Source organism: Shewanella sp. SR44-3 (genome assembly GCF_014163735.1).
Classification (GTDB): domain Bacteria; phylum Pseudomonadota; class Gammaproteobacteria; order Enterobacterales; family Shewanellaceae; genus Shewanella.
This window is the reverse complement of record NZ_JACJDV010000013.1, coordinates 1-25,219: the sequence shown is the minus strand read 5'-3', so window position 1 is coordinate 25,219 and position 25,219 is coordinate 1. Positions and strand designations below refer to the sequence as shown.

20 protein-coding genes are annotated in these 25,219 nt (G+C 45.9%); 11 read left to right on the top strand and 9 right to left on the bottom strand.

The annotated features are described in order from the left end of the window. Positions 1–177: 177 nt before the first annotated feature. The 3 genes from hutZ to H5073_RS08985 all read right to left on the bottom strand — a co-directional run bounded on the left by hutZ (position 178) and on the right by H5073_RS08985 (position 3,465). Positions 178–708 (bottom strand): heme utilization protein HutZ, encoded by a 531-nt coding sequence (gene hutZ / locus H5073_RS08995; protein ID WP_182679053.1) that lies wholly within the window; start codon positions 706–708, stop codon positions 178–180. 52 nt (positions 709–760) lie between these two features. Then, the gene (hutX, locus tag H5073_RS08990; protein ID WP_182679051.1) at positions 761–1,315 is read right to left on the bottom strand and encodes a heme utilization cystosolic carrier protein HutX; all 555 of its coding nucleotides are present in this window, start codon (positions 1,313–1,315) and stop codon (positions 761–763) included. A gap of 77 nt (positions 1,316–1,392) precedes the next feature. After that, positions 1,393–3,465, bottom strand: a complete 2,073-nt coding sequence (locus H5073_RS08985) for a TonB-dependent hemoglobin/transferrin/lactoferrin family receptor (RefSeq protein ID WP_182679049.1) — start codon at positions 3,463–3,465, stop codon at positions 1,393–1,395. A gap of 226 nt (positions 3,466–3,691) precedes the next feature. On the opposite strand from H5073_RS08985, the gene H5073_RS18500 reads away from it, so the two are divergent. From H5073_RS18500 to H5073_RS08955, 6 genes are all read left to right on the top strand, one after another. Beyond that, positions 3,692–4,495: an energy transducer TonB gene (locus H5073_RS18500; RefSeq protein ID WP_182679047.1), complete on the top strand. Its 804-nt coding sequence runs from the start codon at positions 3,692–3,694 to the stop codon at positions 4,493–4,495. Positions 4,496–4,522: 27 nt separating this feature from the next. Continuing rightward, the gene (locus H5073_RS08975) at positions 4,523–5,278 is read left to right on the top strand and encodes a MotA/TolQ/ExbB proton channel family protein (protein ID WP_182679045.1); all 756 of its coding nucleotides are present in this window, start codon (positions 4,523–4,525) and stop codon (positions 5,276–5,278) included. Further along, the gene (locus tag H5073_RS08970; RefSeq protein ID WP_182679043.1) at positions 5,275–5,694 is read left to right on the top strand and encodes a biopolymer transporter ExbD; all 420 of its coding nucleotides are present in this window, start codon (positions 5,275–5,277) and stop codon (positions 5,692–5,694) included. Before H5073_RS08975 ends, H5073_RS08970 begins: the two co-directional genes overlap by 4 nt. Positions 5,695–5,773: 79 nt before the next feature. After that, a complete protein-coding gene (locus tag H5073_RS08965) occupies positions 5,774–6,691 on the top strand; it encodes a hemin ABC transporter substrate-binding protein (RefSeq protein ID WP_259394860.1) in 918 nt (305 codons plus the stop codon). Positions 6,692–6,695: 4 nt separating this feature from the next. Further along, positions 6,696–7,718 carry an iron ABC transporter permease gene (locus H5073_RS08960; protein WP_259394859.1) on the top strand — a complete coding sequence of 341 codons (1,023 nt, stop codon included), beginning with the start codon at positions 6,696–6,698 and terminating at the stop codon, positions 7,716–7,718. A gap of 7 nt (positions 7,719–7,725) precedes the next feature. Continuing rightward, on the top strand, positions 7,726–8,490 hold the full coding sequence (locus tag H5073_RS08955) for a heme ABC transporter ATP-binding protein (RefSeq protein ID WP_182679039.1): 765 nt from the start codon (positions 7,726–7,728) through the stop codon (positions 8,488–8,490). Positions 8,491–8,619: 129 nt separating this feature from the next. On the opposite strand, the gene H5073_RS08950 is transcribed toward H5073_RS08955, so the two are convergent. The 3 genes from H5073_RS08950 to H5073_RS08940 form a co-directional block, all read right to left on the bottom strand. Then, on the bottom strand, positions 8,620–10,869 hold the full coding sequence (locus tag H5073_RS08950) for a peptidase U32 family protein (RefSeq protein ID WP_182679037.1): 2,250 nt from the start codon (positions 10,867–10,869) through the stop codon (positions 8,620–8,622). 259 nt (positions 10,870–11,128) lie between these two features. Next, a complete protein-coding gene (locus H5073_RS08945) occupies positions 11,129–12,118 on the bottom strand; it encodes an alpha/beta fold hydrolase (RefSeq protein ID WP_182679035.1) in 990 nt (329 codons plus the stop codon). Between the two features lie 62 nt (positions 12,119–12,180). Continuing rightward, a complete protein-coding gene (locus tag H5073_RS08940) occupies positions 12,181–12,642 on the bottom strand; it encodes a hypothetical protein (RefSeq protein ID WP_182679033.1) in 462 nt (153 codons plus the stop codon). 858 nt (positions 12,643–13,500) lie between these two features. Between H5073_RS08940 and H5073_RS08930 the strand changes: the two genes are divergently transcribed. Next, positions 13,501–14,196 carry a methyltransferase gene (locus tag H5073_RS08930; RefSeq protein ID WP_182679031.1) on the top strand — a complete coding sequence of 232 codons (696 nt, stop codon included), beginning with the start codon at positions 13,501–13,503 and terminating at the stop codon, positions 14,194–14,196. Positions 14,197–14,768: 572 nt separating this feature from the next. Then, on the top strand, positions 14,769–17,102 hold the full coding sequence (locus H5073_RS08925; protein ID WP_182679029.1) for a M4 family metallopeptidase: 2,334 nt from the start codon (positions 14,769–14,771) through the stop codon (positions 17,100–17,102). Positions 17,103–17,256: 154 nt separating this feature from the next. On the opposite strand, the gene H5073_RS08920 is transcribed toward H5073_RS08925, so the two are convergent. From H5073_RS08920 to H5073_RS08910, 3 genes are all read right to left on the bottom strand, one after another. Then, entirely contained in the window at positions 17,257–18,339 is a 1,083-nt protein-coding gene (locus H5073_RS08920; protein WP_182679027.1) for an ACP S-malonyltransferase, read from the bottom strand. Then, complete coding sequence (locus H5073_RS08915; protein WP_182679025.1) at positions 18,336–20,663, bottom strand: alpha-ketoacid dehydrogenase subunit alpha/beta; 2,328 nt, start codon at positions 20,661–20,663, stop codon at positions 18,336–18,338. Before H5073_RS08915 ends, H5073_RS08920 begins: the two co-directional genes overlap by 4 nt. Positions 20,664–20,889: 226 nt before the next feature. After that, entirely contained in the window at positions 20,890–22,065 is a 1,176-nt protein-coding gene (locus tag H5073_RS08910) for an acyl-CoA dehydrogenase (protein WP_182679023.1), read from the bottom strand. 292 nt (positions 22,066–22,357) lie between these two features. On the opposite strand from H5073_RS08910, the gene H5073_RS08905 reads away from it, so the two are divergent. The 3 genes from H5073_RS08905 (at position 22,358) to H5073_RS08895 (ending at position 24,979) form a co-directional block, all read left to right on the top strand. Next, entirely contained in the window at positions 22,358–23,197 is an 840-nt protein-coding gene (locus tag H5073_RS08905) for a LysR family transcriptional regulator (RefSeq protein WP_182679020.1), read from the top strand. A 108-nt stretch (positions 23,198–23,305) separates the two neighbouring features. Further along, positions 23,306–23,749: a hypothetical protein gene (locus H5073_RS08900; RefSeq protein ID WP_182679018.1), complete on the top strand. Its 444-nt coding sequence runs from the start codon at positions 23,306–23,308 to the stop codon at positions 23,747–23,749. Positions 23,750–23,752: 3 nt separating this feature from the next. Next, on the top strand, positions 23,753–24,979 hold the full coding sequence (locus H5073_RS08895) for a hypothetical protein (protein WP_182679016.1): 1,227 nt from the start codon (positions 23,753–23,755) through the stop codon (positions 24,977–24,979). The last annotated feature ends 240 nt before the right edge of the window (positions 24,980–25,219 follow it).

Here is a 25,219-nt window from a genome sequence, read left to right as displayed (position 1 = left end):
ATCGCTGTGTAGCAGTAATTTGTAGATAGCGCTGTTGAGATAGCTTTGTTGAGAGATTTACATCGAGACGTAAGGAGGGGGTGGATTGAAGATGACTGCCCAACGCTTTGTTCGGGCAGTGCTGTTAAGCGGCTTTCTTCAGGCTGAGTGAAGGCTTATGATTTGAGGCCTGAATGCTTAAGCGCTTTGACTTACGCCGTGCTGGCCTGCGCGCTGCCAACTTAAATCCATCAACTCTGCACCCGTTAAGCTAAACGCCTGACCAAAGCCTTTCACGTACAAGCCTTTATGAGGCACTAAGCGATATAAATTAAAATCAGCCAGTGCCGCTAAGTTTTCACTCATTTCACCAAAGCGCGCCACCAAGGATGCAACCCCGTGAGTGAAATCTGCAGTGTCTCTATTGATAAGCTGCGCTTTGGCATCAAACGTTAAGCGTTTACGGGCAAATACAGTTTTTGCGCTAGCTTCATCTTCAACCAGCATGACGCTGACATCATCCTTGGCTTTTAAATTCATCCCGTGGCGCGCCATATCGCTGACCAAAATGTAAAAACCTCCTTCATCAACCGCAAAAGGCGCATAACTCACATTAGGCTTACCGTCTGCATCATTGGTGGCAAGCTCTAACGTCAGCTTTTGTTGCTTAAACGCTTCAATTTCTGGCAGTAATTTATCTGCCAATCTTTCATCTTTATTGCTTGTCATAGGATAAACCTTGTACTGAGTTAATCTTAAATGCTGGTGTTTAATGCTTGAGTTAAATGCCGGATTTAGATGCTAATGCTTTCAACACCAACGCCTTAAACTGTTCGACCTGGGAAGCAATCAACACCCGCTGTTTGTCTCGGCCTAAATACACTTTAAAGACCATCTCACCTTCTGCACCGAAGAAATTAATCGAATAGCTTTCTTGGCCTCTAAAAGGTCGGCTGATTAAAGCGATATGGCCGATATTGTCCATCAAAAGATGACCGTGTAAGCCCTCACCTTTAGTGTAGAGATTGTAATAGCCATGGGCATACTTACCTTCTGGGAAGCTACCTTTAAATTCAAAAATACTGCCAGACACCGCAATTATGGTGGTCATATTGCCCCAGCTTGGCAGGCTGGCTAATAGCTCGTCTTTATCGGTCAAGGCTAAAAAGCAGGCCTCTTCGCTGCTCATGGCTTTGACTACGTCAAGCTCACTCACCCCATGCTCTTTGGCCACTTGGGCTGGCATCATTTGTGGCGAATTGATTAAGGTATGCTGCAACTGTGTCAAGGTTAACGCATCTATGCTATCAAGATCCTTTGCCATTAATTCGCTCATATTTATTATCCTAAAAATGCCTCACACAGAATGTGAGGCAGGGTGATTACTCATTTAACTAATACCAGAGTAGGCGCTTAAAACTGGTAGCGGGCGGATAACTTCATATTTCGCCCTTGTTCGAACAAGGTTTGCCACGCTTGCTTATATTGCTCGTCACCGATGTTTTCAATAGCAAAATCAACACGAAGGCCGGCTAAATCACCCATTGATGGCTCCCATGCCACATAGATGTCCCACAATTTGTAGTCATCATATTTAGTCACGCTGTTAGCAAGAGGCACATCCGTTTGGCTGGCGACATAGCTTAAGCGAGTCCCTAACTTGACATCGCCTTCCATAATGCCTTGAGATAAATCTAGGCTCAGCTTGTTGGCCGGAATATACGCAATATATTCATTGGTATCAGCGTCTTTACCTTGAGTTTGACCGTAGTTGATGCTTAAACGCGTCTGGTTATAACGATAGCGGCTGGAAATTTCAAAACCGGTTAATTCAGCTGTACTGACGTTATTCCACGAGGTGGTTTGCTCAAAACCTGGTATACCCATCAATGGATTGCTGACGCTCTGAACAATAAAGTCATCCACATCGTTACGGAACACGCTTAAGGTCAGGTTTAGCTCGTCATCGGCGCCAGTAGCACTAAGCTCACTGAAGCTAAAATCGGCCTTAAGCTCCTTATTTTTCGCTTTTTCCGCTTTCAAATCGGGATTAATAGCGAAGGTATTGCACATGCCGTTTGGCAAGAAGCGCGGAATAGGCGGAATGCAGTAGTGGCTGCCGCTTGAGTACATCTCTTCTATGCTTGGGGCGCGAAATGCTTGATCGTAACGGGCACTCAAATTTAACCAAGGGGTACTCTGCCACACCAATGCCAATGATGGCGACACGGCGCTATCGTCAGTTTCTAACCCTAGGTTATTACTTTGGTTGCTAAAGCTGTCATAACGTAGTGCAGGCTCTACCGATACGGTATCGCTTAGGCTCACTTTACCCATAACAAATGCGCCTAAGGTGCTGACTTCACCATCAATATTGCCCGGACGCTGACCCGTTTGACCTTTATCGTCACGTACAGTTTCAATGGTGTCTTTATAACCATCTACGCCATAGACTAATTCGGTGCGGCCAAGGCCTGCGCCAAAAATTGATTTGTTACTTAGACTTAACCCTAAGGTATTAAATTCTGTGGCATCTATCTGCCCCTTAGTGACCCTGTCTTCATCATAATCTGTCTGGTTAACGTAGATTAACGCCTTAGCATCTAAATAAGCGTTATCACTTGGGTTAAGCTCGTAAGCCAAGCTTAGGTTGTTGTCCGTGGTTTCGCGGCGCACCAATGGCACAGAGCGGCTAACTTCAGCACCTGGGTTACTTGGTACTAACTCATTGCTATTGTTACTTCTTAAAGACAGCTCCAAACGCTGAGCATCATCCAATTGCCAGCCTAACTTACCTAACGCGCTGTGACCTTGTGATGAGCTGTTATTTAAGCTCTCATCCTTGCCAATTTTGATATTATTGCTGTCAAGGTAGCTGCCAAAGACAAGCCAATCAATGCTGTCCTGCACCCCATAAATACTGCCGCTGGTTTTAGTGCGCGAGCCATTGGTTTCATAGCTTTGCTTTAGATAGCCACCAAAATGCTCGCCGTCTTCAAGAAAATCTTGTGCCGACTTAGTGTATTGCGCCACCACACCGCCAATCGCACCACTGCCCCACAAGCTGCTTGAAGGCCCTTTTAGCACTTCAATGGATTTGAGCATTTCAGGCTCAATAAAGTAAGTGCCTCTGTGACCTGAGCCCGCATTTTGGCGCGCATCATCCACAGTCTGTAGCACGCGGTTACCGCTTAAGCCACGAATTTCAACCCCTTGAGCCGATGGACGTGGACCATTAGTGACTGTGATATTGGCCTCATGCTTTAGCGCCTCGGCAACCGATGCTGGTTGCGACTCTTCAAGCTGGGCTGCAGATATTTTAACAATGGCACGGCTCGACTTCGCTAGGCTCTCATCGATACGAGTGGCATTGACCAGCACTTCTTCTAGCTCAGTGACAGCTTGGTTAGCGGCGGCATAAGCGCCAACACTAGTAGCGTTGAAGATAGCAAAGGTCACGGCTATCACTAATGGTTTCTTGTTCATGATTTTCCCTTAAGATGCATTAATACCCAGCTTGGCTAACAATAGGCATTGGCGATAAATGCCTGTTAACGCGTATTTTGGCGGTACTCTATCTGAGAAAAACAAATAGATCAAATGAAAATCATTATCATTTGCGATCTTGTTTAGATTAATGTAATTTAGTCACTGCTGAGATCAAATGTGGATCTTAAGACAGGCTGAATTGCGACCGATAGAGGATAAATCTGTGACCCCTAAACGCTACATGCTGACTGCTGGCATCATTATTTCAGTGCAAATGGGTTTGCTTGCTGGTGTTTATGCCTATTCAGGCTCCCAAGCAAGCGATGCACAGCCAAGTAGCGCCAATCACAATAACCGTTCTGCACCCACTAAAAATAATGTCAGCCTAGCCTTAAGCTTTACATCTCAAGCCACTAATCAAGCCATTAGGCCTGAAATCACAGCCGATAACAGCATCAAGGCTGCGCACGATACCGTCACGACACCTGCGCTGGTAAGCAAACCTAAACCAATAAACAAGCCTAAGCCTGTCGCTAAAGCAGAGCCAATAGCTAAAGTTAAGCCAGAAGTAAAACCAGAGCCTCAATCTGAGCCAAGCCAGACTGCCACCACAAACGTCACTGCCAGTAAAACCCACACATCAACACAGATGATCGCTCAAACAGCAGCTAATAGCAGTGCCCAACCACAGGCATTAGAAGCCGTAGAGCAAGTATCTGCGCCGGTAAATCATGCGGCAATGCAAAGTCAATTAAGCCTTGGAAAACCAAAATTTTCTGCGCCGCCAACTAAACCTAACTACCCGCGCCTTGCACGCAAACGCGGCTTGCAAGGCACTGCATTGGTGGAGGTGTTATTCGATAATCTAGGTAAGCAGCTCGAGTTGAGCTTAGTCGATAGCTCAGGGGCGGCCATCTTAGATAAAGCCGCATTAGATGCGGTAAAACTGTGGCAATTCTCACCTCCTAGCCCTCAAAGCGCCCTCGCCTATCGGGTGCAAGTGCCTGTGACTTTTGCGCTGAATTAATTTAATTAACCTTTTGGACACCCTAAGATGTCGCTACATTTACTCCCTCAGCTTGAACAAGACTTAGGTCTGCTCACCTGGCCACTGCTAGTGTGCGCCTTTATTAGCTTACTCATCTGCCTAGAACGCCTAGCGTTAGTGCTTAGCGAAAGCCTAAGCAAAAACCTTAAGCAGCATAAGCGTCGTAAGCATTGCCTCAATGAACTCGATATCTTATTAACTTCCCCTCGAGCGGCGGCAAGCGAGCCACAAATATTGGCATTGATAGCCTTACTTGAGAGTCAAAAAACCATGCTGGCTTCGGGCTGCTTAGCCTTATTACAGCAAGCTCAGCAAACCAAAAGTCTACGTGAAGAAGTGCTCGGCCTGTGGTTAATGCAAAAACATCAACAGCTCCACGCTGGACTTAAATTGCTGCAAACATTAGGGGTTATTACTCCGCTGTTAGGCTTGCTGGGCACTGTGCTTGGCCTTATCGCCATGTTCACTGAGCTAGGTCAATCCCAAGGGCCGGTAACCCCTGCGCAGTTAAGCCAAGGCTTAGGACTTGCCATGAATACCACAGCCGCAGGACTATTAATTGCCGTGCCCAGTATCAGCGCCGCCCACCTGTTTGGCTTTTATGCCGACCATCACTTAAGCCATATTAGTCAGGTACTCAACCGTTTAAACCTCTGGCTTGAAGGGGTGAATATACAAGCCTTAGCACCGCTAACCCTAGCGCCGGAAAAGAATTCGCAAAGTGACCTCGACACCACTGCTAAGGCGAGCATGTCATCATGATAGGGCACCCTCACAAAAAGCTCGGCACAAGCCAAGCCCAAGGGCTTGATCTCACAGCCCTTATCGACATTATTTTTATCGTGTTGGTGTTTTTATTACTCACGGCCAACAGTCGTTTGATGACCTTGCCCATTGACGTGCCCAAGGCTCAAAGCGATGAGGTTGCGCCACTGGCTGCACACACAAATCTGACCATAACTCTATTGCCTAAAGCGCCTCACTGGAGTTTAGAGGGGCAAGCGTTTGACAGCTGGGATGAGTTTGAAACCGAGTTCATCAAGCAAATTAAGCTCACCCCAGACGCCAAAGTGATTGTCGCCGCAGATAAAAATGCCCCCGTGCAGCCTTTGATGACACTACTTGAATTATTACAACGCCTTAATATCGAAAACACCCAAATTTTAATGGAATCTTAATATGACATCTCAAACTATTTTTTGCAGAAAATTAACCTTTTCGGATAAAGCTTTCGCGATAAGAGCATTAATCATAACTATGGGCGCGACAATCATATTTAGCGCCAGTTATGCTTTAGCCAATGTGACATCAGCTTCCGCTGAACAAGCGGTTAATCTCCCAGAAACCCAGCAACCCCGTCTTGTTAGCGCAGGCGCTGGCGTCACTGAACTCATACTCGCACTAGCCGCCGCGCCGCAATTAGTCGGAATAGATTCCACCAGCCAAATACCAGAAAAACTTGCCCCTGCTATGACTCAAGTGCAGCGACTGGGCTACCACAGAATGTTGTCGGCCGAAGGCATTATTGCCCTTAACCCTAGCCATGTGATTGGCTCTGAGGTCATGGGTCCAGAGAGCAGTTTAAATTTACTGACTCAAGCCAACATTCACGTCATCAAGCTCAATAGCGCCACCACTGAGCAGCAATTAATGGACAACATTGACAGCTTAAGTGAGATTGTTGGCAAGCCAAGCTCGGCCCTTGAGCTTAAGCGCACACTCAAGCAGCAGCTGGCTCAAATCGCCGATAAACGTAGCCAACTGACGAGTAAGCCTAAGGTATTGTTTTTATTACTTCAAGAAGGAAGGCCCGCCAGAGTGGGCGGTAAAGATACCGCAGCAGATCTTATTATCAATCTAGCAGGCGGCGCCAATGCCGCAGACTTTGACAGCTATAAAAGCGTCTCAGGTGAAGGCATATTAGCCCTTAACCCTGAGGTAATTTTATTGTCTCATCGCAGTGAGCAAAGCATGCAGGCAACAGCAGCACTGTTTGATGAGGTCACTAAACAAATTCCTTTAGTTGCGCACACTAAAGCCGGCCAGCAGCAGGCTTTTATTAACTTGAAACCTGAAGCCTTGATTGGCGGCTTGGGCTTATCCGCCATTGATGCCGCTGACACCTTAGCTAATACGTTAGTGCAGCAGTTTTTAGTGACTCAAGAGATAAAATAGCCCGATGCACACATCCCCCATGATGCGCTGGCTATGGCCAAGCTTGCTGATGCTAGTCACCTTAGCCAGCATACTGTCCATCAGTATAGGGCCGTTCACCATCGGCCTTGGCAACACCTTAAGCGCGGTAATTAATTGGCTAACGCAGACAGAGCTGCAAACCATCGCGGCCCACGAGCAACTGATCATCAATAACGTCAGATTGCCGCGCACCTTGCTGGCATTGTGCGTGGGCGGCATTTTGGCCCAGTGCGGCGCGGTGATGCAGGGGTTATTTCGCAATCCCTTGGCAGATCCAGGGATCATCGGCGTCTCTTCTGGCGCCGCCTTAGGGGCGGCTTTGTGTATCGTGTTGCTGCCACATTTAGCCGGATTTTGGGTGCCTATCTGCGCTTTTGCAGGCGGCATGGTCACTACCTTAGCGGTTTATCGCCTCGCCAGTAGCCCTAATGGCACCTCAGTGGTGTTATTACTGCTGTCCGGCGTTGCTATCGCAGCCCTTGCAGGGGCTGGCATTGGCGTACTGACCTATGTAGCCAACGATATGGCATTAAGGGATCTAACCCTTTGGCAGATGGGCGCGATTGCCGGTGCTCAATGGCACTATGTGCTGCTGTGCGCCATCACATTAGGCTTTATTAGCTGGCAATTTAATCGTGATGGCAAAGCCCTTAACGCGCTATTACTGGGGGAGGCCGAAGCCAGATACTTAGGCATAGAAGTGGATAAACTTAAAATTCGCTTAATTACCCTTTGCGCCCTTGGGGTTGGCGTCAGTGTGGCGGCGACCGGCATTATTGGTTTTATCGGCTTAGTCGTGCCCCATCTCGTGCGGATGCTGATAGGCCCAGATCACACCCGCTTGTTGCCCATTAGCGCGGTACTCGGGGCGGCATTGTTGGTATTAGCAGATATCGGTGCACGGGCCATCAGCCCACCCGCTGAGGTCCCCGTGGGTTTAGTGACGGCGTTAATTGGCGCGCCATTTTTTATCTTCTTGTTGTTACAACAGAAAAATAAGCTGTAGGTTATCAATGCTGAACATTAACCAGGTTAACGTCAATTTAGGCCGTAAACCTTTACTTAACAACATCTCCTTGGACATTAGCTCAGGGGAAGTCACCGCATTACTTGGCCCTAACGGCGCAGGAAAATCCAGCCTGCTAAAAGCCCTATGCCAAAGCCTTAAGACTGAGTCAGGCGAGATAAGCTTTTATCAGCAGCCCCTAGGCCAATGGCCCAAAGCCGAGCTAGCAAGATGCCTAGCGGTATTGCCACAATCATCCAGCTTAAGCTTTGGTTTTACGGTTGAAGAAGTGGTGGCGCTGGGTTTATATCCGCTGACCATAAGCCAGCAAGCCGGTAAGGCGTTAGTTGCATCACAGTTGGCACGGTTAGACTTAAGCCCGCTTGCAAACCAAGCTTATCCAAGCCTTTCTGGAGGCGAAAAACAGCGGGTCCATTTGGCGCGCGTGCTCACCCAATTGGCCCAAGCACCGCGAGCACCACTGCTATTGTTGGACGAACCCACTTCGGCGCTGGATTTAGCCCAGCAGCATAAGGTGCTAACGCTCGCTCGGGAACTCGCTCACAGCCAAGGTTATGGGGTTATTGTGGTGTTGCACGACCTTAATCAAGCCGCCCGTTACGCCGATAACATAGTGGTCATAAATAATGGCGAAATCGTTAAACAAGGCAGCCCGCAACAGGTACTGACCCAAGATACCCTACGCCAAGTGTGGCACTACGACGCCCAATTTATCCAAAATCAAGACAGCGCCATGCCATTGATTGTTTAGTGAACACAGCACAAATAAAGGCCTAAGCTGTGCCTTTGTTGCTACCAATGCTTTGGCTAGCAACACAATTTGATATCAAGTGCTAGCAAGCATGGCTGACTCACCACAGGGGTGAGTCAGCATTGGCATTTATAACCCTTGGCTATATTGGGCGTTAGTGGAGATAGTTATCATCTCAGTTAACACTTGTTGAGCGTCACGCTCACCTTTTATTGCCCGCTCAAAGTGTTGCACCAATAAGGTTTTGTCTTGCTCAGCTTTTGAACCTGAGCCGATGTTGGTTAAATCAATAAAGAACTCATCGAACAAATCACTTAACTCATCCACGATATCGAAGTTTAAAAACTGCTCGTGGTTGTAAATACTTGGGTAGCCACCTTTTTGTTTATCCACCGCAAATGAAATGCCTTTTACGTTGGTAATAGTGGTGGCTTTTTCACACTTCAACATACAGCCATCTTCAATACTGGGCTTATTACAACCCACTGTTTGTTGGAAGAAGCACTGACGGCTGGTCATCATCAATATCGGATGGTAAATGCTGTATAAGAGTTTGAAATTATCGGGACGGGCGATATTCTTTATCTGTGAGCGATTAATTTCATTAGAAATAAACGCGCCGGCGCAATTTAGCTGCTCTTTTAGGGTTAATAAGGCATAAGAATTGGTGGTATTTAAGAATGGCCCAGCAATCCAGCTAATATCCATTTCATAGGCTTTATAGGCAACACCGGTATTATTAGTCACTATACGCTGCGGGCGAACCTGCTCTAATAAGCGCACAGCCTCAAGGTAGTCCTTACCGATTAACACCGCCGGGAACCAAGGAATGAGACGTGGATTGCGTAACAAGATATCTATGTACTTGTTGCAGTTTTTCTTAAAACTTTCAGGTAATTTAAAGTACACATCGGCATCAGTTAACTCACACAGGTGCAAATCTTTTTCATCGGCGATAAGCAGTGACATGCTAGGTTTAGCCGCGACTTTTGGCTGTTTAGCTAAAGGCGGAACCTCAACGGCAGCCACAAGGGCAACTGAGTTATTCAATACACATATCGCGTCATCTTTAAGTGCCGTCAATTCCTTAAACGGAATGCTCAAACCCGCGTCAATGTCACTGCAATCAAATGTTTCCACTCGATAACCATTACTGGCAAAGTTTTTAAAGCGTTTTTCTAATGCCGATTGATCTATGGTTGATTGACTGGCAAGCCTAAGCATTGACTGACTCTGCAGGGTATAGACCTTACTGCTATCCGCAATGGTCATGGTGAGTGTCAGCGGTTTTCCTAACTTACCGGAAAATGTCATCACCAGAGCTTGTTTGGCAATGCTGAGATACTTAATTTTTTCAGCAAGTTCCTCACCAATCTTGTTCTTCTTCTGGTAGAGTTCTTGAGTCACATCATGGATTTGCACCACTGAGATGGCATTATTTTTTTCAATCGCATGCTGGACACTGTAATCACGAGGATTATCAATAAACATGTCTTTTGTGAGTTTATTGTGTAAAAACGAGTTGGTGAAATCACGATTGAATACCCTATGTAAGTTGGAATCATCGTCAAGCAACTTACCTGTACTCACAAATTTATCTATCTGTTTGCGCCAGCTATCGACCACGGTATACACATAGTGAGCGCCTTTGATTCGCCCTTCAATTTTAAGGGAATCAACTTTAGCATCAACCAGTTGAGGTAAATCGAAATACGCTGAATTGTCTTTTAGATTTAATGGGAAGCGATTACCAGCTTGAGTGATCTCATATTCATCACGACACGCTTGGCTACAACGGCCGCGATTACCAGAATTACCTACGCTCACTGAACTTGAATAGCATTGACCCGAAAATGCGATACACAAAGACCCATGAACAAAAACTTCAGTCAACACCTCGTGCTGGTGCGCCAATGCGGTAAGGGATTTAATCTCACCCAAATTTAGCTCGCGGGACAAATTGACTCGGGTCGCCCCCACTTTTGCCAGAAACAGTATTTGGCCTTCATTGTGGGTCGTAAGCTGAGTGGAAGCATGGATATCTAAGCTAGGGAAGTACTTTTTAACCAGATTAAACAGCCCAAGATCTTGGACTATGATGCCATCGATGCCTGAGTTAACGAGTTTATTCAGTAGCTTAATTAAGCCCACTATTTCCTGCTCTAGAATAACCACGTTTAGGGTTAAAAATACCTCACAGCCGTACTTATGGGCCAAACCGATAATGCCTATCAAGTCATCATAAGAAAGATTGGTCGCGCGGTTACGGGCGTTAAAGGTATCTAAACCACAATAAACGGCGTTGGCACCCGCGATAATAGCGGCTTTAATGGCTTCAACATCGCCGCCCGGGGCTAATAACTCAATCTTTCTGCTCATAAAATTTACTTATCCATCTAATTCTTACTGCATTTGGGGCAGTGAGTTGTTAGGCGGAGTCTAACGGGAACAGTGCACGAATGCTATGTATAACCTGAGTTGCTAATATCAGCCTCAGTGATAACCCATTTAGGGACATCTATTTTGCTTAACACCTTGCTCAGTCACAACCCTGACTAATGCATGCTCTGAAGCAATTCGCCGCCTTAACTAAAATCGATAACAATTGAACTGTAAATTCAGAATTTTTTTGGCGATATCATAATGGCGACGGATGTAAATCAGTCAAAGGTGGAACCCAAGCCTTACTTTCTAACTCTTTATTAAATAAAAGGAATAGTTCAGCTGTTGCAGCGGGCTGTTCTATCATAGGAAGGTGCCCTACATTTTCCATAATATCAACTTTTGACCTAGGTATAACTTCAGCTAAACGCTTAGCACCATCAGGATGAAGCACTCTGTCCTTATCGCCCCAAGTCATTAATACTGGCACTGGCAATCTCGCCAATGTTTTGTCTAACGGAGCTGTAAAATTAATTTTTTCATCAGCAAGGTGATGAATGTCTTGAAAAATCTTTGAGTGAAGTGAAAAATCTTTTGCCGCCTGCTTAGCAAGTTCAGTGATAAAAAAATTTGGCATAAATGGAGCTTGATAAAACACATACGAAATTAGCTCATCATACTCAGCCTTAGTTTTAGCCAGAATAACCGGACGCTGTTGTTGAACTATCATTTCAAACATTTCACTATTAGGAGCAGAAGCCACCCCCAAAGTATTGATTAACCATAAACTTATAATCTTATCTGAGAAAGCCGCGGCATAATTTCCTGCAACATAGCCGCCCATAGAGTTCCCTCCTAGATGAAACTGAGTCAAATTCAATGCGTTTACAAACTCATTAACTCGGCTAACTTGTGCTGCAACATCATGATCTAGATTGATGTTTTTAACACTGTCACCAAAGCCTGGAAGGTCAACAGCAATAATGTGAAAATCAGAGCTTAAATGCATTGCTAAGCGGTTCCAGTTATCTTTATTAGCCCCAAAGCCATGTAATAGTACTAAGGTGTCTCCTGTCCCCCCCTCTAAGTAGGCGATTTCCCCATCACTAATGTGCACTGTCTTAAGCGTTAATCCCGCTAAATACCGCTCTGTGGATACTCCTAACTGGAATAATTGCCCTGAGGGAATGACCCAAAATGCGAATACCATAACAACAAACAAAATAGCGCTTATTTTTTTAATCATCCATTCCCCAAAAAAATGCTACGACTTTAATTAACCTCAGCCCTGTGTAGGTTTATTCATTTTTAGCGGCCATTAAACTCAAGCTTGGCTTGCATCAGCAAGTGGTCATACTGTTTTTTATTAATGTTATTCTCAGCTAATTGGCGCGCTGCATGTTTAAGCTTTGATAGATAGTCATACTCTATTGCAGCTAGGATATAACCGTATTGTTGCTCTGATATAAGCCCCCGAGTAAAGTGTTCTTGGCCACTGATTTTATTCCACGTCTCTCCCTTAGATGCCAAAGGTAATGTGTAATCATTGGCCAGAATCGACTCATCAGACACAGCATAACCTTTGGCGATATGTTCTTGAGCACACAGATTGAGAATATAATTAACTGAATCTTGCGCACCATGCCAATGCCAGTCAAAATTTGCTGAGCAATCACCAACCACTTTGCCATCAGCATCCATGATGTCTAAATGCCCTTGAGCACAACCAGCAAGAAAACTCATGAATAGCACTGTAAACCACTGTTTCAATAAAGACTCCAGATTCAATAAAAGAAGGATGAGTTTGAGTTAACTATAAACAAGGGAGCAAGATCCATAGGCTCAGAGCGCTTGGCTACACTCACCAAAGAGATGAGCAAACCAAAGATGAGTAATATCGCACTGACTTTCATAGGGTCGCTCCGCACCAAGTGGCTAAAAAGAGATTCGTTAATCTTGTAGAAGGACAAACTTAACCACTTTACCGTACAGACAATAAAGCCTTGAGTTTATTGTGCACTCGAGTGCTTAGTCTCATCATGGTATTGCCACAGGACGTTAATTATCTTCCACTCATTCTGATCATTTTTATATAAGTGCAAATAATCAATCCAGTCTTCGACAGTTAGCTTTACCGATGCGACTCTATTATCAATATCGAGTATGTCGAATCAATATCGAGTATGTCGATATCCACTTTGGGTGATAAAGGAAATTTATCACCTGCTTTGTAGCCGTGTCAGCGCTAACCATATTAGAAAACATAACGGCGAAGCTTAAGAAAACAATCCGGTACATGGCATATCCCTTTGTCAGTAAATAGCGCTGACCCGTTAGACCTCAGGCAATCCATCTTAATAAGATGGTTGATTAACTCAATCGTATATTCGCTATCTCTATGATGTAAAGCGGTTTATTTATTATAATTGTAATAAACATCCTCTCTAGATACAGCTTTTAGCCCTTTAATGTTGGACATTGAGCTGATGAATAAATATCTATTATCTCAGGATGAGCTAAATGCACTTGTACTAACTTGAAATTGCTTTACTGTGTTGACTACCTGTTTTGTCATTTATATATTCATTGGATATCTGACTGAGCCTTGCTGCTTAATTCGGATAAATAATGACAACACCTTTGAATGAAACATCAACGCCTCCCTTGGCTTCCCCACTTAGAGTTCGTTACCAAACAATTGAGATTGGTGATACGGATCTTCACTTATGTACTCTGCGTGACAACCAGCAATTTAGCGATCCTTTAGGGCTAGCACTAAGCTTGGGGATTTCCTCCGCCACTTGGCCAATTTTCGGTATTGTCTGGCCCTCAAGCCTAGTCCTTGCCAATCACTTGGCCCATTATCACACTGCAGGCCTACGCATTTTAGAGATAGGTTGCGGCATTGGCCTATCTAGCTTAATGCTCAACCAAAGACACGATGATATTACAGCCACAGATTATCACCCTGAAGTGGAAGCCTTCCTTGCGCGCAATACCTTACTTAATAATGACAAGAGCATAGCCTTTGAACGAGTCGATTGGGCCAATGATCAAAGCAAGCTTGGACATTTTGACTTAATTATTGGCAGTGACTTATTGTACGAAGATGAGCATATAAAACTATTAGCCTATTTTATTCAACAACATGCTAATCGAAAGTGTGAAGTCATCATTGTCGATCCTGGGCGTGGACGTAAGAGTAAACTCAGCACACTTATGGTGGAATACGGCTTCACTAGCCTACACACTAAACCCCTCAACACTGACTACTTAGAGCAAGAGTTTAAAGGGCACATTCTAACATTTTCTCGCCAAAAATAGTCTACAGGAGCAATTCAGCCGCTAACGACTACATCCTAGCCAACACTTAACTCACCTCCACTCGGGTTAAGAGATGAATACAAAGTGTTGAGAGATCCTAAATTCAATATCTGACATGCAAACTTGAGCTTTGTGCTGTTCCTTAGTAAGAATACGCCTCAATAGCGAGCCTATTACAAGTCTTCTTGTGTAAAGCAATAACACAGTAAGTGGTGCAAAGATCTGTTTGATATGCATTTATTATCCCGAGATAAGGTTAACTAGCATCTGAGTAACACAACTGTAATCCAAAGGTGTTATCTTAAGCCCAAAAGTACTCAATTCCCCCGCTTAAGATAGCCTTTTTGTCTGATTGCCAGACAATTAACATACCATTAACATCGGTATGTACATTTATTCGGCTATGCGCAGCTTAACGTCCTGAGAGTTTTATCTGTGCAATCACTTCTTTTGTGCCTCCGTGCCCAAGGTCGCTTACCGCCAAATAATACCCGTCACTCTCAAATCATTTGCCCAGCCAGTTATCTTATATGGCGTGATAAGGCATTCACACAATAAAAAGGATTAGAAGCATGATGCTAAATAAGAAACGCTCCTTGCTCTGCATTGCCATGTCAGCAGCATTAAGTACATCGGCATTTGCCGCCGATGTGGTCGATGTCGGTAGCCTAAAAAGCAGCTCTGCAAGTAATGACTTGGTCTCTGGGCTCAGTTTAGATGCGGCTAGTCAGCTTAAAGTCGAGAAACAGCTCGACCTAGGTAAAGGCCTTAAAAAGCAGCGTTTACAACAGTATTTTCACGGTGTCCCTGTTTTTGGTTTCACTGTTGCCGCGTCGCAATCTAGCATGGGCTTTTACAGCGACATGTCTGGCCGTGTATTAAAAAACATCGAAAAGTCAGCCGATTTTGCTAAGCCTAGCTTAACAGCAAATAAAGCCTTAGCCATTGCCATTCGTGGTAAATCAGATAAGTCAGTGGCCAGTGTTAAGACTGAAAATCCGCAAGCAAAACTGTGGGTTTATCTTGATGACGCCGCTAGGACTCGCCTTGTGTATATGACCTCATTTGTGGTTTATGGCGATACTCCAAGCCGCCCTTTTACCATCATTGATGCCCATACAGGCGAAATCATTAAACGCTGGGAAGGCATCAACCACGCCACTGTAGGCACAGGACCTGGCGGTAACATTAAGACAGGTCAGTATGAATACGGCGTCGACTTTCCTAACCTTGATGTAGAAGTCAGCGCTGATAACTGCACCATGAGCACCCCGAACGTAAAAACAGTTAACCTAAACGGGGCAACATCAGGCTCTAATGCTTTCTCTTACGTTTGTCCGCGTAACACAGTCAAAGAAATCAACGGTGCTTATGCACCTTTAAACGATGCACACTACTTCGGTAACGTGATTTACAACATGTATAGCCAGTGGTACAACACAGCGCCGCTGACCTTCCAGTTAACCATGCGGGTTCACTACGGCAGTAGCTACGAGAACGCCTTTTGGGATGGCAGCGCCATGACCTTCGGTGATGGTGCCACACGATTCCATCCCTTGGTGAGCTTAGATGTATCGGCCCACGAAGTCAGCCATGGTTTCACAGAGCAAAACTCAAACTTAGTGTACGCTAATCAGTCTGGCGGCATGAACGAAGCCTTCTCTGATATGGCCGGTGAAGCTGCTGAATTTTACATGCGCGGATCAAACGATTGGCTAGTTGGTGCTGATATTTTTAAAGCCAGTGGCGCACTGCGTTATATGGCAGATCCTACCTTAGATGGCAATTCAATTGGTCATATTGACGATTACTATGATGGTATCGACGTGCACCACAGCTCTGGTGTATTTAACAAGGCTTTCTATACCTTAGCCAACATGCCAGGTTGGAATACCCGCAGCGCATTTCAAACATTTGTGGTGGCAAACCAATTATATTGGACTGCTGACAGCTTATTTTGGCAAGGTGCCTGCGGCGTTAAATCTGCGGCAACAGATCTTGGCTTAAGTGCTGATGATGTGGTTTCAGCATTTGCCGTTGTGGGTATTGTCCCCTGTGAAACTCCGCCACCACCACCGCCACCTGCAGCATCTGAGCTCACAAACGGCGTTGCTGTTACTGGCTTAACAGGCAATGCCAGTAGTAAGCAATACTTCACCTTAGAGGTTGCTAGTGGCGCCACAGACTTAAGCTTTACTATGTCTGGTGGCACAGGTGATGCTGACATGTATGTTAAATACGGCCAAGCACCTAGTTCAAGCAGTTACGACTGTCGTCCTTATAAAAGTGGTAATGCTGAAAGTTGCCCCATAAACCCAGCCCAAACGGGGACTTATTGGGTGATGGTCAACGGTTATAGCAACTACTCAGGTGTCAGCTTAGTGGGCGCCTATACGGGTGATGATGCGCCAAACCAAAACCCTGTTGCCATGTTTGATGCAAACTTCAGTAATGGCAATGCCAGTTTCACTAGCACAAGTACTGATAGCGATGGCTCATTAGTATCATGGAGCTGGGATTTTGGTGATGGTCAAACTGCCACTGGCGCAAATGTCACCCACCAGTATGCACAATCAGGTTCATACACAGTATCCCTGACTGTCACTGATAACGATGGCGCAACTGATACTATCGCTGTGGAGTATGCCGTTGAAGTACCTGAAGTGGCACTCGACATGGTAGTAAATGGTGCTAGTAAGTCACGCCGTGGTAGCGTACGAGTCTCGCTTTCTTGGAGTGGTAGCAATGCCGACCAGTATACTGTATTCCGCGATGGCGTTGCTGTGGGTACCTCAAACCGTGCATCTTTCGTTGACCGTTTCCGCGACTCAGCTGGCACAAGTTTCAGCTATAAAGTCTGTGAAACCAACGGTGCTTGTTCAAACGAAGCCAACGTTAATTTTTAAGGCAATGTGAAGGTGTTTGTGGCGCTAACTGTTTATGTTCGCCTCACTAAAATCACTAAATTTGACCAGCGTGTAAAATAGAAAACATTAAAATGCCACTCATGTGTTGAGTGGCATTTTTTATGCGTTTTTATAGCTTATCCCTTACTCAAGTTCACTCGCCTTTAGCAAGGGCACGTTGAATGTCTTGCCCCATGGCCAGCAGCTTAGGTTCTGTTTCTTGCGCCTGCGTAAAGTCCGTTTTTGATTGCCAGCCAAAACCTTGCATGGCAATCAGCGCTTGGGCGACGGGACCGCCTAAGGTGTTGCCTGGCCCCAGTACCAGCACTTTATCTGGGGCAAACTCCTTAACCCCGACGGCAATGGCTTTGGTGAAATCATAGGGCGCTAATACCTGATGCCCTAAGGTGTAATCATGCAGCTTATTGGTGTCTGTGCTGTATTGAGTCCAGATGCGGCCTTCGCCGTCTATCATAGGAATAGTGGGCTTGTGGAACAACTCAGCGGCCAAGGCTGCCTTACCGCGCTCGCTTACCTGCCCTAACAAGGGTGAGTGAAACGCCCCATGGTTATAGAGCCGCATCGGGTATCTATCATCAATAGCAGGCAGCAAGCTCTCGGCGCGCTTAAGCCCGGCTTCATTGCCCGCCAACACCCGATAACCGCCTAAGTAAATTGAGGTAAAAAGCGCGCAGCCTTCTTGGTTATTGACCTCTGCGATGACCGTATCTAACAGCTGGGTTTTAGTGCAATCTACACGCCACTGTTCATCCATTTCAGGATAAATCAGCTGACCACCAATCAAGCCATCTGCCATCATAGAACCCATGGTATTAATGACATTAATGGCGCCATCCTCACCCAAGGCGCCAGCAAGCGCCAAGGCAATATACCAGCCCATGGAGTTGCCTGTGACCGCCACTATCTCGTATTGCTCACGGTCGATATCCATGAAATCACACATGGAGCAGGCATAGATTAAGGCTGAAGCGTTTTCCCCTGGGGTGTGCAGCTTAAATGAGTACTTAGCTTCCCCATCAAGGCTGGCAATACTCGGCTGCTTATATTGACGCCTATATGCATCTATATTCTTGATAAAATCTTTTTTATCAGCATGGTATCGATTGAGATAGCCTAATTCATCCTTGTTGTAGCAGCCGCGCCCTGGGGCGACGACCAGTATTCTTTGCTTAACTCTGGCTTGGGTGTTTGGGCTCTCGACTAGGCTTAGGCTCATGATTGTGTCTCCCGAGTTACAGCGCTGTGCTCAGCTCTTGCAGCCTGTGCAGTTAACTCGCCTGTCACTAAGGCAAGCGCCGCTTCGACTATGGTGTCTCGCACTGGTAAAGGTAAGGTGGCGGCATCCGCCAGCGGAATAAAGCAGTCCTCAGCGGTAATACGCGCCATCGGTGGGCATAAGTCACCTAACTGCTCGTGCAAGCTAGTGATAATGGCTTCGCTCACTGAGCCACTGCGGCGGCACTCATCCACGATTAAAATATGGCGGCAATCTTTAGCTTTTTCGGCAATGCCCGCCTCGTTTAACGGTGCTAAATAACGTAAATCAATCACAGTAACGCCAATGCCTTGCTCTGATAAGATTTTCTCAGCTTGGCGACTTAAGTAATAACCATTGCCATAACTGATAATGCACAGGTCTTTGCCGTTGCCGAATTGACCCAGCTCGCCATAGGCAAGCCTTGGGGCCTTGGCTTGAGGCAAGTATTGCCCGGCCCACAGATTATCGCCGCTTTGGTGTAAATCACGAGTCATGTACAAGGCGATGGGCTCTAGGAATATCACCACTCTTTGCTCTTCTTGGGCAAGGCGCACACATTCTCGCAGCATGGCCATGGCATCTTCACCGTTTGAGGGACACGCTAAAATCAGCCCAGGTATGTCCCTAAATAAGGTGAAAGAGTTGTCATTATGAAAATGACCACCAAAGCCTTTTTGATAACCTAGGCCGGCAATACGGATAACCATAGGGTTAGTAAACTGACCATTAGAGAAGAAAGATAAAGTCGCCGCCTCGCCGCGAATTTGATCTTCGGCGTTATGCACATAGGCGAGGAACTGAATTTCAGGAATGGGCAGAATACCGTTGTGGGCCATGCCTATGGCTAAGCCTAAAATAGAGGTTTCATCCAGCAAGGTGTTGATCACCCGATTTGGCCCAAAGCGCTCCACTAAGCGCGAGGTCACGTGATAAACCCCGCCCTTCTTGCCCACATCTTCACCACACACCACGATATTGTCGTGCCGCCCCATGAGCTCGGTTAAAGTGAGGTTGATAAGCTTGCCCATGTGCACGGGTTTATCTAAGGACAACTTGTCGGCGCACATCAACTTATTGAAAGCAGCTTCGCTGAGCATGGGCGCTTGGGATGGACAATTTTTTAAATTCGACTTAGACGAAACTAATTTGGTAGGGACTAATGTTGGCGGGATTAGTTTTGGCGGGATGATACTCGCCATAGCTTGAGCAGCGGTTTGCAGTTTTGGCCTGTGGATCACAGTCATGGCGATGGCGCTAATTCTTGCTTTTAGCTCATGATAAAGGCCAATAACGCCTTGTGGCGTCAGAAGCTTAGCTTCAATCAGCTGCTGCGCCGTTACCAATAAAGGATCTTGGGCTTCATTTTGCAAAATATAGTCTTTTGTCATGTAGGCGATTTCGGCATCACTGCCAGCATGACCCATTAACCGCACTGTGCGCACATGCAAGAACACCGGCTTTCTGTGCTTACGGGCATAATCTGCCGCCTGCTTACCCACACGATAAGTATCCAGTAAATCTCTGCCATCACAATAAAAATACTTAAGCCCAGGACGCTGACTAAAGTTGGCGGTTATCCAGCCCTTTGGCGTGCGGGTAGAAATACCTATGCCGTTGTCCTCACAGACAAACAAAAGTGGCAGTGGCACTTGCTGATAGGCAGTCCAACAGGCGGCGTTGATGGCCGTCTGGGCGCTGGCATGGTTTGCCGAGGCATCACCAAAATTACACACCACTATGCTGTCTTTGGGCATATTGGCATCTATGGCTAGCCTATCGGTCAGCGGAATACTTAAGGCGGCGCCAACGGCCTTAGGCAGATGTGAGGCAATAGTCGAGGTTTGCGGCGGGATAAATAATCTCTTACTGCCCAATACCTTATGGCGACCACCAGAAATGGGGTCATCGCTGGAGGCCGAAAAAGATAACAGCATGTCCCACAGCTGAGTTTCCCCTGGCACTTGCCTGCCACGTTCTATCATAAAGGCGGCGCTGCGATAATGCAGGAACGCCATGTCCGTTGGCCTTGTCGCCAAGGCATAAGCCGCGTTGCCCTCGTGGCCCGAACTGCCTATGGTATAAAAACCTTGGTTGCGGGCGCGCATTCTGCGGGACTCTAAATCCAGCAACCGGCTCTTTAATTGCGACTCAAATAGGCCTAAAAAGTCGGCATCGCTTAAGCCTAATTGCTTATGATCCCAGCCTTCGCCTATGTCTTCAAAATCTTGTGCTAATACCCGCTCAATAAACTGACGCTCTAATGCTATTGCTCTGTCTTCCATTCCAGCCACCTTAAGTGTTTCGCCTGAATTGTTAACCACCTAACCCGATCCCCTGTTTCACTGCGTCATCACTGCTTGTTAATTGAGTTGAAATAGTCAGTTTTGAGTGGCATCAGCACCAAAACTGCATTATTTATCACCAATTTGCCAAGCTTGGGATGATAGATATCGCCTCAGGGCTAAGCCCTGAGGTCAGTAAATATGTCGCAGATTACATGGCCTTAGGTTAACCGAAGGCTTGCAGACCCGTTTGGGCACGGCCTAAGATCAGCGCATGAATATCATGGGTGCCTTCATAGGTGTTAACCGCTTCTAGGTTCATCACGTGGCGGATGACATGGAACTCATCGCTAATGCCGTTGCCACCGTGCATATCACGGGCCATACGGGCGATATCCAGCGCCTTACCACAAGAGTTACGTTTAATCATAGAAATGGCTTCAACCGGCAGGGCTTCACTGTCCATCAAGCGGCCAGCTTGCAAGCAAGCGAATAGCCCCATGGTGATATCGGTTTGCATATCGGCGAGTTTTTTCTGAATAAGCTGAGTTGCCGCTAATGGGCGATTGAATTGAATTCTATCTAGGCTGTATTGACGGGCCGCATGCCAGCAGAACTCAGCTGCGCCTAGTGCGCCCCATGCGATACCGTAGCGGGCCTTGTTTAAACAGCCAAACGGCCCTTTTAAGCCAGACACATTAGGCAGCAGGGCATCTTCACCCACTTCCACATTGTCCATCACGATTTCACCTGTGATAGAGGCGCGCAGGGAGAACTTGCCTTCAATCTTAGGCGCGCTCAAGCCTTTCATGCCTTTTTCGAGCACGAAGCCGCGAATTTCACCGTCAAGCTTGGCCCACACCACAAACACATCGGCGATAGGCGAGTTAGTGATCCACATTTTGGCGCCCGTTAACACATAGCCGCCCTGGGTTTTAGTGGCGCGGGTCTTCATGCCGCCGGGATCTGAACCTACATCGGGTTCAGTTAAGCCAAAGCAGCCCACCCACTCGCCACTGGCAAGTTTAGGTAAGTACTTCATCCGCTGCGCTTCGCTGCCGTAGGCATAAATAGGGTGCATGACTAATGAAGATTGCACGCTCATGGCCGAGCGATAACCGCTGTCGACTCGCTCAATTTCACGGGCCACTAATCCATAGCTAACATAATTGGCATCGGCACCGCCGTATTGCTCAGGCAAGGTTGAGCCCAGTAACCCTAAGCCCCCAAGCTCAGACATGATCTCGCGATCAAAATGCTCATTTCGGTTAGCCATCAAGACCCGGCTCATTAACTTTTCTTGGGCATAATCATGCACCATGTCGCGGATCATCCGCTCTTCTTCTGTGAGTAAGCTGTCGAATTGTAACGGGTCTTGCCAATCAAATTTAACGCGGGACATGAGCATTCCTTTTCATTTATTGGCTAACCCTTCCTTTCGCCTACCACATTAAGGCATGGGACAGATTGCCATTGTTTTTTGTTTGAATGATGTATTGAGTCTGGTTTTATTCGGCGCAGTAAAGCCGCAGCTGTTTATTATTGTTCTAAGCCAGTGCGCGGTAGCGATTTGTGTTTTTAGTGCTACAAGGCATTGCTTTGATTGACTTAGCATATCCACAATACTACCTTAGGAAAAATATTCTTTTTCTTTAGCATCCATAGCTTTTATCTATATCTTACGGGAAGGTAAAGTGAATCTCAGGGCCTTAGGTTATTTCGTTGCCGTGGTAGAACGCGGCTCCATTAGCGCCGCTGCTAAGCAGTGCTACATTTCTCAGCCTTCGATTTCAGCCGCCATAGGCAGCTTAGAAACTGAGCTTAATACTCAATTATTTCAGCGCCATGGTAAGGGAGTGAGCCCCACAGATGCTGGCACGCGTTTGTATCCACTGGCGAAACGCTTATTGAACGAATCTAAAGCCATTCAAGCCCTGTTTAGCAAACCGGAAATTCAAGTGCCCTTTAAGCTGGGGCTAATACGTTCCCTTGGCGTGCAGCGCATGAGTATGTTGCTTAAAGACTTCACCAATGCCTGCCCGGATATGGACTTGACCTTGGTGGAGCCTAGCGAAGATGCCGATGCGAAAATCATCAGCACCTGCGATCTCAGCAGTAATGAAAACTTTCTGCCCATGTGGCATGACACCTATCTGCTGGCCATTCCGCCCGCCTTCAGTTTGAGCCTTAAATCATCCATCAGTTTAAGCGATTTGCAGCAACAAGCTTTCATTCACCGCGCCCCCTGTGAGGCGCTCACTAGCTTGCAGCAACTGTTAGATATGGAAGGGATTAAGATGCAGATAAGGGCCAGAATTCAAACCGTGGAATACGCCGTTGGCTTAGTTGCCGCCGGCCTTGGCATTGCATTAGTGCCAGCCATTCCTGCAATTTTAGAGCACAAAGACATCGTCTTTCGCCCCCTTGCGGACATAGAACTTAAACGCACCGTCGGCCTCGCCCTGCCGTTTGGGCAAAGCCATACAGAGCAACAAAAACAACTATCCAACCTGTGTGATAAATACTCAAATTAAAATAATAAAAATGCACAAAGATAAAAAAACACGACCACAGTTGATTGTCATAATATCTCTACTCCCTATGATGTTTATAACAATTAATCACTGAATAAAGGTAATCCCTTGGATAAAGTAACCGAGGTCAATCAATGGCTTAAAAATATACATTCGCAATTGAAGTTAAATGAACACCAATGCCATATGCTAGATAAAAATGGTTATGCCGTTCAAATTCAACTTTCTACTAGCGGCCATTTAATCTCATTAAGCTGTGAGCTTTATAGATTAAATGACACGATTGATCATGAGTTAGCCAATTTTGCATTAGAACTTAACGCCAACAGTGAAATTTTACGCAGTTGCTGGCTCGCAAAGCATGAAGACAAATTATTGCTAATGCATCATGTGGACATTATTCATTTTGATGGCTTAGATTTTGAAAATACGCTAAATAACTTTCTCAGTCTCAGTGGTGAAGTCCGTCAGATCCTCCCACAATCCTCATCAGCCACACCTAAGATCAGTGATGATATGCCCTTTAATCACACATTTTATGTCAAAGGATAAATCATGCCTATCAGCCTAAATATTTCTCAGCACCGTGAATTACCGCCTTTACCTATTGAAGCCTCAACGAGCAAGCAGCAAAGTTTAGTTAATCGCGATCCCAATAACACCTTAGCTAAATTACCTAAGTTGGAGCAAAAAATAGATAGCTCACCGACAATAAACTCCAATCCGGCGGCGCAGCTCAAACCTGACTCATCTAAAGCAAGCGCGCTCACTTTAGATGAGGCCATGAGTGCCATGCGTTTAATGGACAAAGATAAAGCTCAAGGTAGTTTTACGCTAAAAGATGGACGAAGCTATGAAGTGAGTAACGGCGAAGTGCATAGGCAAAATAAAGGTAATCAATTAACTCGCCTAAAAGAGGGGTTAGTTAAATTGATTCAAGGAGCCAAAGCCTCCTCATCTGATGCTAAAAAACTTACCCAAGCGTTAGCTCAAGGGGTAGGTAAAAGCGCACAAGCTGACAGTTTTGTAAAATCTTGGCATACAAGCCAATTCACCGAACCTAAAAGTATCAGCGCTGAAATGGGCATTAGAGGTCATCAATCTAACGCAGACTTTCAGTTTATCGTCCACACGGCGCCATTAGATCACTTGATAGCTGGCAAAGGTGTTTTTAGTGCCTCGGCTGAATCAGCTATGGCGTCTTGGGATGTAGCCTGCACCAGTATTATTGACCAGAATAAAACCTTTACCTATGGCAATGTTGGCGTGATCTTAAGGGTCCCAGAGCAAAATATTCTTGCTGCTAGTCCAGAAGATTTAATGTCTGAAACCAATGTAGGTTTGCTCGATAGAACCGAAGAATTAGTCAATAGTGCAGATAAAGGCAAGACTAAAAATGCCTATGCAGCTATGCCCAATCATCAACGTACTGGCATGCTTAAAAATGAAATAGCTAAACATGCGCGTCACACAAATACTCCAGAACAAGTACTTAAAAACACTTATGAAATGAGAAATGAAATTCTGATTTGCACCTCTGAGGGCGTTAACATTCATCAAGGGGAGCAAGCTACAGCTAAAGTTGAGATAGCAGGGATTTTTTTAAACGATTGTGAGCCTAGCTATAACAACCAACATTTAGCTAACTTTAAGGGAGAAACCTTACTGACTAAAGATGAGAAATACGCCATATTTAAAGCTCATGCAGAGCCTCTAGCTGCTCAGTTAGGTATTCCCATTGTGTACCTAAACGGCCAAGCGGACACAGCAGAAGCTAAATAAGTTGTGACGATAACGGGCCAAAGCGACATGCTAAAGCCCGTTACTGAGCGCCTTTATTACATGGCGGTTAGCATTAATATGTTAATCCAGCGCCAAAAAGCAACCACGATTATTCCGAGGGCGTTCGAAATTCTGTGTCAGGTTAAGTTTAAATTTCGAGCACGCTGTCTAAACGTCCTTCAAAATAAATCGCTAACTGAGATAGACAAAGGCTCCAATTGTGAATGGGCATTGTCCATT

Excerpts from the sequence above, each read along its gene's own strand:
- hutZ (WP_182679053.1), bottom strand. The coding sequence starts at position 708 with ATGACAAGCAATAAAGATGAAAGATTGGCAGATAAATTACTGCCAGAA.
- hutX (WP_182679051.1), bottom strand. The coding sequence starts at position 1,315 with ATGAGCGAATTAATGGCAAAGGATCTTGATAGCATAGATGCGTTAACC.
- H5073_RS08985 (WP_182679049.1), bottom strand. The coding sequence starts at position 3,465 with ATGAACAAGAAACCATTAGTGATAGCCGTGACCTTTGCTATCTTCAAC.
- H5073_RS08975 (WP_182679045.1), top strand. The coding sequence starts at position 4,523 with ATGTCGCTACATTTACTCCCTCAGCTTGAACAAGACTTAGGTCTGCTC.
- H5073_RS08970 (WP_182679043.1), top strand. The coding sequence starts at position 5,275 with ATGATAGGGCACCCTCACAAAAAGCTCGGCACAAGCCAAGCCCAAGGG.
- H5073_RS08965 (WP_259394860.1), top strand. The coding sequence starts at position 5,774 with ATGGGCGCGACAATCATATTTAGCGCCAGTTATGCTTTAGCCAATGTG.
- H5073_RS08960 (WP_259394859.1), top strand. The coding sequence starts at position 6,696 with ATGCACACATCCCCCATGATGCGCTGGCTATGGCCAAGCTTGCTGATG.
- H5073_RS08955 (WP_182679039.1), top strand. The coding sequence starts at position 7,726 with ATGCTGAACATTAACCAGGTTAACGTCAATTTAGGCCGTAAACCTTTA.
- H5073_RS08950 (WP_182679037.1), bottom strand. The coding sequence starts at position 10,869 with ATGAGCAGAAAGATTGAGTTATTAGCCCCGGGCGGCGATGTTGAAGCC.
- H5073_RS08945 (WP_182679035.1), bottom strand. The coding sequence starts at position 12,118 with ATGATTAAAAAAATAAGCGCTATTTTGTTTGTTGTTATGGTATTCGCA.
- H5073_RS08930 (WP_182679031.1), top strand. The coding sequence starts at position 13,501 with ATGACAACACCTTTGAATGAAACATCAACGCCTCCCTTGGCTTCCCCA.
- H5073_RS08925 (WP_182679029.1), top strand. The coding sequence starts at position 14,769 with ATGATGCTAAATAAGAAACGCTCCTTGCTCTGCATTGCCATGTCAGCA.
- H5073_RS08920 (WP_182679027.1), bottom strand. The coding sequence starts at position 18,339 with ATGAGCCTAAGCCTAGTCGAGAGCCCAAACACCCAAGCCAGAGTTAAG.
- H5073_RS08915 (WP_182679025.1), bottom strand. The coding sequence starts at position 20,663 with ATGGAAGACAGAGCAATAGCATTAGAGCGTCAGTTTATTGAGCGGGTA.
- H5073_RS08910 (WP_182679023.1), bottom strand. The coding sequence starts at position 22,065 with ATGTCCCGCGTTAAATTTGATTGGCAAGACCCGTTACAATTCGACAGC.
- H5073_RS08895 (WP_182679016.1), top strand. The coding sequence starts at position 23,753 with ATGCCTATCAGCCTAAATATTTCTCAGCACCGTGAATTACCGCCTTTA.